We start from the raw sequence: 8,678 nt of genomic DNA on the forward strand, positions 1-8,678 counted from the left end.
CTTCGATCATGGGTTCGGGTGTCGGGTGGAGCCGATCGCGTCCGGTTTGTCCTGGTTCTGGGTTAGGAAGGTGTCGGGGGTTTGCGGGGTGCCGGGGGTTCCGAAGCGGGGGCCGGTCAGATGATCTGGTCGCCGCGGTGGAGGGGTTGGACGCCGATGCCGAGGTGTTGGACGGCGTCGAGGGTGTGGATGGGGAGTCGGTAGATGCGGATGTTGTCGGCGGTCAGATCGATGGTCTGGGTGAGTCGGTGCCGGAGCTGTACCAATTGAGCTTCGGTGCAGACGACTTCGAACACAGATTTCTGAACGCGAATACCGTAACCCTCGCAGATCTTGGCCACTCGGCGGAGCCGGCGGGCGCCTTCGACACTGGTGGTGTCGACATCATAGGTCAGGAGAAGGTCCATCAGACCGGGCTCCATGGGACGTACTGCGTGATATCCCCGCGGAGATAGCGCGCGAGCACCCGGGCCTGGAGGAGTGGGACAATCGCCGCGGGTGCCTCGTAGTTGAGAAGGGAATGGCGCCATGGGCGGGTCCGGGCCTGGCTCCAGAGCTGAAGGTATTTCTTCCGCCCGTCGTCGGTGAGATGACAGGCGCCACCGGGAGTGGAGATGAAGTCGGTGGCTTCAAGCTGGCGCTGGTTGAATGCGGTGAAGACGAGGCGGTCGACGAACAGTGCGCGGAACTCCTCCATCACATCGAGCGCGAGGGCGGGCTTTCCCGGTCGGACGCCGTGCAGGTATCCGATGTGGGGGTCGAGGCCGACGTGCTCCAGCGCGCCGTGTACAGCGACCCGCAACAGTGCATAACCAAAGGAGAGCGCGGCGTTGAGCGGGTCCGTCGGCGGCCTGCTCGTCCGTCCGCTCGGCGCTTTGATCGTGGCGTGGCTGGTGAGCAGATGCGGCCAGGTCGCTATGTAGGTGCGAGCCGCGTTGCCTTCGACGCCCATGGCGGTGTCGAGGCTGCCGGCGCCCGGTAGTGCTTCGAGCGCTCGGCTGTGCTGGTCGGCCGTCGCGCGTAGTGCCGCCTGCCGGGTGCCGGTGGCGTCTCGCCCGGCACGGAGCAGGAGCTGGCGGGAGTTCTGGAGCTTACCCGCGATGAATCCCTTACCGAGGCCCAAGCGGACTGTCGGGTCACGGTAGGCGTCGTGTTGCCCGATCCGAAGGAGCGGATTCCCGGCGGTGGGGCCTTCGACGCGGGCTCTGATCCGTCCGTTGCCGGTCAGCCAGGTCACGGAGCGTCGATCGGCGGCGCACCGCTGGAGGAGATCGTCGGTGACGGTGACGCCGCCGAAGGCGACGATGTGGTCGATGCGAGTGAGGGGGAGAAGCCGTCGCGGCGCGCCGGTCTCCGTCTCGGGGTGCCAGATCCTTACCGCGTCACCGTCGAGGTGCAGGCTGGTGCCAGGTGTAGTCGCGTAGAGCGTGTTGAGGAGTTCAACCATCCCAGGTTCCGAGTGGTCGAGGTGCGAACAGGTCTGCCAGGGCGGCGGTGGGCGGGTCGAGTTCGGGTAGGCAGTCGGCGTTCAGGGAGCATCCGCGGCAGCGGCGGTCGGCGACGGCGGGTGGGAGGCGGGCGGTTGCGAGCATCGCGCGGACCTGCCGTGTGGTCTCTTCCACCCGCCGGACCATCTCGTCGGTGAGGTCGACGGTGTGGCGGCGACGCTCGGCGTACGAGTAGATGACGGCATGCGGCACCGGGAGGGGCTGCATCTCGGCGAGGCACAGTGCCTGGGCGGCGGCCTGGATGTCGGCCGGCCCGCCGGGCACGTACCTGCCGACCTTGTGCTCGACCGGTATGACGCTGGTGCGGGTGATCTGCACGGCGTCGCACACACCGTAGAGCCCGAGGCGGTTGCTCCACACGTGAACTCCGGTCAGCAGCCGTCCACCGGCCGGCAGGGCTCCGCGGTGGCGGGCGGGGTCCGTGTGGACGTTGGCATGGGCCACGTTGCCGCGCGCCGTGTCGACGTTGTCCGTGAAGACTCCGTCGAGGTGGATCAGCGCGGCCTGGCGGGCGCAGTACGCATGGTGCTCGAGTGCGGACAGCGCAATCCTGCCGGCGTGGACGTCGCCGCCCGGCCATCGCGGCCCCTCGGTCATCCGAGGACGCGGGTGAGCCGCACGCTGTCGGGCAGCGTGGCGTCGTCGACCTCGACCTTGTAATCACCGAACCCGCGGGCGGGCTGGTTGATGCAGGTGACCCGTATGCGGTCGCTGAGGGTGTGCGCGGGTGCGGAGCCGAATGCGTCCCCGTGGCTGAAGACGTACAGCCCCCGAGCCGACATCTCCCCTCTGGTCGCGGAGCGGTCATGGTCGAACATGTTCACCAGCGTCGTAAGGAGCAGGTCCAGGTCGGCGGTGCTGACGCCGGTCTGCTCACCGCGCGGGGCGTTGTAGTGGATCACCGTGCGGTAAAGGCCGTAGGGCACGGTCCACTTGCTGCCCATCTCGGTACTTTCACCTTTGTCGATGTCAGCCTGCCGGGTCTGGGTGACCCGGGTGATCGCGTGGTCGACGGGGAACACGGGATCGACGGAGCGAGCCATCCCGACCTGGACCGGCCCCCGGATCTGGCCGAGCGAAGGGGTCTTGCCCGTGGACATGACCGCACCGAACAGCCGGATGTCGACGTAGCGCGCGGTCAGCCAGCTCCTGGCCTGAGTGGCCTGCTCTGGGGTGAGCCGTTTGCCGAGCTCGAACCCGCCGTGGGTGTAGGACTCCTCGAGCCGGGTGTTGAGGGCGTGGCCGGCCTCGACGAAGATCTGGTACCCACCGAGATCCAGCCCGGCGGACTTCGCGGCGAGGCCGATGGTGTCGCGGACCTTGCGCTTGAGCGCGACATCGGTGACCAACCCATGGCTGGTTTCGTCGTCAGTGCGGGGCCGGTTGCCGTTGTCAGGATCGCCGTTCGGGTTCCCGTCCGCCACCTCGAAGAGGTAGACGAGGTCGTGCTTGACGGCGGGGTCGAGGTTGTAGGTCTGCATGGGTCGATCTCCCCAGAAATCTGAGTGGACGGTGGAGTGGTGGTGGTGCAGGTCAGGCGGTCGGCTGCGACCCAGGGGTCAGCGGCGCCCCGTGCGCTTCATCGGCTTCGCCTGCCGCGTCGACATCGCCTGCTGCGTCAGCGGCCCCAGCGGCCCCCTGCTCGTCCGCCTCGCCGGCTTTGCCGGCGGCCTTCGCGGCCCGGGCGCGGCCGATCGAGTCGCTGCGGTGATGGTGATACCCGAGGATGAAAGTGGCCTGGTCGTCGAGGCTGCCGCGCCCAGGGAACCCGCCACTCGCATCGAACAGGGCGAACAGCTCGCCGAGGCGCGCGCTGAGAGCGATAGCTGCGACGGGGTTGGTCTTTCGGATCTTCTTGAGCCAGGCGGGGGCAAGCTGCTGCCCCTGCACGAGCGCGATCCGGGGATTGGCGATCGCGCCAGGCAGATAGCGGTCGGCGAAGGTGGTGTTCAACCGTTCCCCCTTCGGCTTTCCGATGCCGGATGCCTGGAACTGGATCGCCTCCAGCTCGGCGAAGACGCGGCCTGCGAGGTAGGCGGGGTGACGGTTATCCGGGTCCAGACCGGGGCCGGGCATGGTTGGCCTTTCGTTCTCGGGACGGCGGCGGGCACGGCGGACCAGGGCGAGACGCAGCAGCGCGGCGCGCGGGTCGTCAACATGGCCGTCAGATCTGATGCGGTTGAGCAGGTGGCCGAACAGCGCCGGGCTGAGGTCGCCGCCGCTGATCGCGGCGCGCAGCAGTTGCCGCTGGACACCGTCGGGGCGGCCAGCCCCCGGTGCACCGAAGCGCGCATACGCCCCGCGGCCGTTCTCACCGGCTTTCGGCTCCCAGCGGCCGGTGGCCAGTTCGAGGCGTACCAGCGGGAAGTAGCCGTACGACGCGGGATCGGCCCCGAACAGCCGATGATCGAGGAACCAGGAGCCGAGGTTGCGCCTCAGCTGGCTGAGCGGCATGTCGACCCAGTCGCGGATCATCACGCGGGAGACGTTCCCGGCGACCGTGACGGAGCAGAAACGGTCGGGGTCGAACTCTTCCACGGCATTGGTGCTGGTGGTGCCGCGGTGAACCATCGCCACGAGCTGGCTCACCTGAGACGGATCCGGCCGCGCCACGGCCGCCGTGAAGTCGAAGGGCGTGCCGGTCGTCCACCAGGCCATCCGGCCGTCGCCGCCGGCTGACATCGCGTGGCGCTCGCTGTCGAGCAGGTAATGGAGATTGGCGACCGAGACCTGGGCACAGTCCAGGCAGATCGGGACGGTGGTGAGGTTCTCGCTGTTGTCGTACGTGTGGATCCGCCGGTTCGCGCTGACCAGCGCGGCGTTGGCCTGGCTGGTCAGGGGCACCAGCCGCCGTGGCAGCTGCTGGGGGAAGCGGTCGACCAGCACCCCGGAGTCGCCGCAGACCAGGCATACCCCGGCCCGCCCGGCGGCCTCGCCCTGGGCCGCCGACCCGGTTCCGCGGCCACCGGCCTTGCGCCGGGCGACCTCCTCGGCCCAGAAGCGCCGCAACGAAGGCCGCTCGGTGATCCAGTCGGCCTCCGCACCGACAGTGAGCACCACGCTCTGCTTGGACGTCCACTGCGCAGGCCGCTCGATCCGCGCGTGCGCCCCGGACTGGAAGAACTTCCGGGCCGCCTGCGCGACGTGATCGTTCGGTGCCGCGGCGGCCCAACGCTCGATCAGGTCGACGAACGCCGCGTGGCAGTCCGCGACCCGCTCCGGCTTCGACTTCTCATCGGGCCAGCCGAGAACGTACTGGACGTCATCCGCTCCGAGCAGGGGCGAGATGCCCGCCGCCCGGGCGATGTAGGGCACTGCCCCGGGAGTGCCGAGCTTTCCCCGCGGGCCGGCCGTCGGATCGCTCAGGTCGCGCAGCCGCGGCGATATGAGTTCGCCATTGTCGTCGAGACGCACGATCCAACGCACCGGGCGAAGCTGAAAGAAAGGAGGCAGCTCGTCATCGGGGTCGATTCGGGGACGTTGGAACTCGACCAGGCGTTGCAGCAGCATCAGGCGGCGCCGGCCTGTTCGTCGCCACGGATCCCGTGGCGGGGGATAGACAGGACGCCGCCTTCCAGGCGGGCGCGGAAGTAGGTCGAGTCCATGGGTGGGCCGGGAATGATGCGATGCAGCATCATGCCAAGATCCTCGCTGACGTTGATCCGCGGGGTTTCGTCGATGTGGGCGAACGACGCCGGGAACTCCCGAGTACCCAGATACGGCTGCTGGAAACAGGCTCCACGATCCACCCTGCGGCGGAACTGATCCCGGTAGGCAGTGGTGTTCTTGGTCGCATGTGGGCGAAGCTCGACGTGGGCGTGAATCCGGTAGGCCACGTCACGCAGACACATCGCTGCCCGCTGCTCCCGGTTGGCCACGGTGTCGACGCGCCGACCCCGGCCGACGGCGTCGGCGAAGCTCGGGAGGTCGTGCGTCTCGTTGCGCCGCAGGGAGAACTGCCGGATGGGCCGCAGCACCTCGATCGCGATCGGCACCCACTCGAACTCCGGCTTCCAGAAGATCGACTCCAGAATTCCGATCGCCGCGGTGGGAGTCATGACCGGGTAGCTCATCCGCTCCACCCGGAACTCGGGGCGGGTGAAAAGCGCACCCTCGCCCCACACCTGCACCGAAACCGCGCGATCCCCGTCGGCGGATCGCGGCAATGCCAGCATGCGCACTCCTTCCCAGAAAAATTCGAACAGGATCAGACGGTCATCGAAAAGTGATACGACGGCAGTCGGAATACTCTTCGTAAATGTCAACAGCTTGCGGCAGTATTCAGACGGCGATGGTCGGATCGTGGTTCAGGTAAACCATCAGGGTTCACCTGAACCACGCCGACGTCATCGTTTATCGCACGCGCGGGCGCCGCTACGGCTCAGCTTTGTGCAATGCGCAAGCTGTTGCGATCCTCTCCGGGTGCCCGCTCCTCCGGAGCCGGTCACGGTTCCCCAATCCGTGATGTGACTCGGTCAGGGTACACCGCCCTTGTCGGGTTTTGGCAAGGGGGTTCGGCCCGTGCGATGCGAAAGCTGAACGGAGCAACGATTTCTTGCGTACAAGCAGATGGATCGCCGCGTGGGATGTCAGGCTCACAGGACGAAGTCCGCGGTGTCGGCGGTCAGCTGGATGCCCGTGGCGGTGTCGTAGGCGCCGAGCCATTCGGCGAGCTCACCGACGATCGGCCGGCACAGCGCCGCGACGTCGGCGGTTTCACGGGTCCGCCGCCGCAGGGTCACCAGGTAGGGCTGAAGCCGCCGCAGCAGGCTCAGGTCCGGCTGCGGTGACGTCCGTAGCCGGGTGATGATCTCGTCGATCTCGCCCACCGCGGCCTCGTCGCGCACCACCACGGGCACGGTGTCATCGTTGATCATCCGGAAGGCTTTCGCGGTGTCCCGAGCGTCGGATCGCCCGACGTCGCGCAGCGGGCCGTCGCTGACGGCGCGAAAATCGAGGCGGTGCCGGTTCTCCTGAACCACCCGGCCTCGGCTCGCGGAGCCGGTCACCTGCTTGTGTTTGAGGTACTGCCGGTAGAAGGAGCGCAGGGCCGGCAGATCGTCGGGATCCGCGATCTCCTCGCCCATCACCTCCGCGGTGATCTCCACCGGGATCTTGTACGCGCCAGGGGCGGATCCATCGGCCGGATCGAACACGACGACCAGGCCACCTTTCGGCCCCAGAGCTCCCTCCCGGTTGGCTCGGCCGGCCGCCTGCTGCAGTGCGTCGGCTGGCGCGAGTGCCCGGTAGACCACCGGAAAGTCCACGTCCACACCGGCCTCGATCAGCTGGGTGCTGATCAGTCGCACTGGCCGGCCGGCGGCCAGCAGATCGCGGACCTCGTGGAGGACCCGCCCTCGATGCGCCGAGCACATGGCGGTGGAGAGATGGAAAACAGGAGTGCCTGAAGCGACACGTTCGGTGACTAGACCGTGCAGCTGGTGTGCGTTCGCGATGGTGTTGACGATGACCAGAACCTGGTCGTTCCCGGTGGGTGAGGGCGCTGCGACCTCGTCTGCCACCTGCTCCAGGCTCGGGCGCGGCTGCGTCCACCAGCGGTAGCGCACCCGCCCCAATGCCCGGTATAGCGGCGCCGGATCAGCGATCACCTCGCGTGGCTTCGTGGCCCGCAGGGGACTTAGTTCCCACAGCTCCGGCTGCGTCGCCGAAGCAAGGAGCACCGTCGCCCCGAACCGCTCCGTCAACACCTTCAGCCCGTCGACGATCGGCAGCAGCAGGTCCGCAGGGAGCGCCTGCACCTCGTCGAGCACGATGACCGCGTTCGCGAGTCGGTGCACCTTGCGCATCTGCGCCGGCCGCCGGCCGAACAGCGACTCGAACAACTGCACCGTCGTCGTCACCACAAAGGGCGCGTCCCAGTTCTCCGCGGCCAGCCGCCGCCAACGCTCGCGAGGGTCGCCGGAGCCGGCCTCGGTGACAGGAACGTTCGTATGGTGTTCCAGCACGACCGGGCTGCCACCGACATCGCGAGGGTCGAGGAGCTGGCGGTACACCCCAGCGTTCTGTTCCGTGATCGTGGTGAACGGAACAGCGACGATCACCCGGCCCTTGCCGTGCTCGACGGCATGCCGTAGCCCGAACGCCGCGGACGCGATCGTCTTGCCGGAGCCTGTCGGCGCGGGGAGGCGGTAGATCCCCGGCTGACCGGCCGCCGCGGCCACCGATGCCTCGTAGACGTCCGCCCGCCACCGGTCGACAGCCGAGACCGGTCGGTTCTCCAGGAAGGATTTCCGTCGTGCCTCGAACCGATCCCACAGCATCTCCATATCCGCGGCGGGNGCCNCCCGCGGAACGGTCGCATGACGATGGGCCTCGGTATCCAGCGCATCAGCGTCGACCAGGCAGCTGTACAGGAGACGGACCAGTAGCTCGGCCTCCAACTCCCGAGTCGCGGACGGCGGAAGAGGAAGCGCCGGACCGTCGAACAACCCGGGTAGCAGTGGCGCGAGTGCCTGCTCCGCCTGAGCCCAGCCCAGCCGAACCCGGTCGTCGAGGCTGACCATCGCCGTGTCCACCTCGGACGGACTCCTCAGACCGCCATGATGACCATGTAACACGCAGCCGAGCAGCCTGGCCTGACGCCGCTCGGCCAGCCAGACCCCCATCGACTTGTGATCGACGGATCTACCGCCCACCTTGACCCGGCCACCGGTCGTCTCCGCTGCCAGCAGACCCTCCTGCCACAGGCAGGATGCCTTTCCTACGTCATGCGCCAGCCCCAGAAAGCGCCCCAGCTCGCCTGCCCCGAACGCGGACGCGAACCGCGATGCCAGCTCCCCGACACCGACGAGATGGTCGACGAGAAGATGCCGCTGACCGGCACCATTCACACTGTGTGCCNACACCNCGACCCCCGTTGGGTTGCNTATCGTCCTCGACATGCCGCGAGGCTCAAGCAGGATCCAACACGGTGGGTCCGACAGAACTGAGCCCTCGACGATGTCGGGGTGCGGTTCCACCGGCCGATCGTCGACGATCTCGATCTAGGAACCCCAAGCACCGCCCGAAACCCCGGGACCTTCCTAACTCAAAATCGCCACAAAACGAACATTCGCGCGTGTTGCGAGCCCTCGGTGGACCGTATGAGAGCCTGAAGTCCCTGCTCAGGCAGGGCGGCACCGGGGCTCCGGCCCCGGTGAGGATCACAAC

Annotated in this window: 7 protein-coding genes and 1 pseudogene; all 8 read right to left on the bottom strand. The window is 67.9% G+C overall.

Annotated elements, in window-relative coordinates:
* Positions 1–116 precede the first annotated feature (116 nt).
* Positions 117–407: a CRISPR-associated endonuclease Cas2 gene (gene cas2 / locus UG55_RS22705; protein WP_066072840.1), complete on the bottom strand. Its 291-nt coding sequence runs from the start codon at positions 405–407 to the stop codon at positions 117–119.
* On the bottom strand, positions 407–1,447 hold the full coding sequence (cas1c, locus tag UG55_RS22710) for a type I-C CRISPR-associated endonuclease Cas1c (RefSeq protein ID WP_066072830.1): 1,041 nt from the start codon (positions 1,445–1,447) through the stop codon (positions 407–409). Before cas1c ends, cas2 begins: the two co-directional genes overlap by 1 nt.
* Positions 1,440–2,105, bottom strand: coding sequence for a CRISPR-associated protein Cas4 (gene cas4 / locus UG55_RS22715; RefSeq protein WP_066072832.1), 666 nt, complete (start codon positions 2,103–2,105; stop codon positions 1,440–1,442). The genes cas1c and cas4 overlap by 8 nt, the downstream gene beginning before the upstream one ends.
* Entirely contained in the window at positions 2,102–2,989 is an 888-nt protein-coding gene (gene cas7c, locus UG55_RS22720) for a type I-C CRISPR-associated protein Cas7/Csd2 (RefSeq protein WP_066072834.1), read from the bottom strand. The genes cas4 and cas7c overlap by 4 nt, the downstream gene beginning before the upstream one ends.
* A gap of 52 nt (positions 2,990–3,041) precedes the next feature.
* Positions 3,042–5,018: a type I-C CRISPR-associated protein Cas8c/Csd1 gene (gene cas8c, locus UG55_RS22725; RefSeq protein ID WP_066072837.1), complete on the bottom strand. Its 1,977-nt coding sequence runs from the start codon at positions 5,016–5,018 to the stop codon at positions 3,042–3,044.
* Positions 5,018–5,683 carry a type I-C CRISPR-associated protein Cas5c gene (gene cas5c / locus UG55_RS22730; protein ID WP_066072839.1) on the bottom strand — a complete coding sequence of 222 codons (666 nt, stop codon included), beginning with the start codon at positions 5,681–5,683 and terminating at the stop codon, positions 5,018–5,020. Before cas5c ends, cas8c begins: the two co-directional genes overlap by 1 nt.
* Positions 5,684–6,103: 420 nt before the next feature.
* On the bottom strand, positions 6,104–7,807 hold a 1,704-nt coding region (locus tag UG55_RS22735), incomplete at its 5' end, for a CRISPR-associated helicase/endonuclease Cas3 (RefSeq protein ID WP_206779410.1).
* A gap of 5 nt (positions 7,808–7,812) precedes the next feature.
* A pseudogene (locus UG55_RS47915) lies at positions 7,813–8,359 on the bottom strand (CRISPR-associated endonuclease Cas3''); the annotation flags it as partial.
* Positions 8,360–8,678: the final 319 nt, after the last annotated feature.

The sequence above is a fragment of the Frankia sp. EI5c genome (assembly GCF_001636565.1).
Taxonomy (GTDB): domain Bacteria; phylum Actinomycetota; class Actinomycetes; order Frankiales; family Frankiaceae; genus Parafrankia.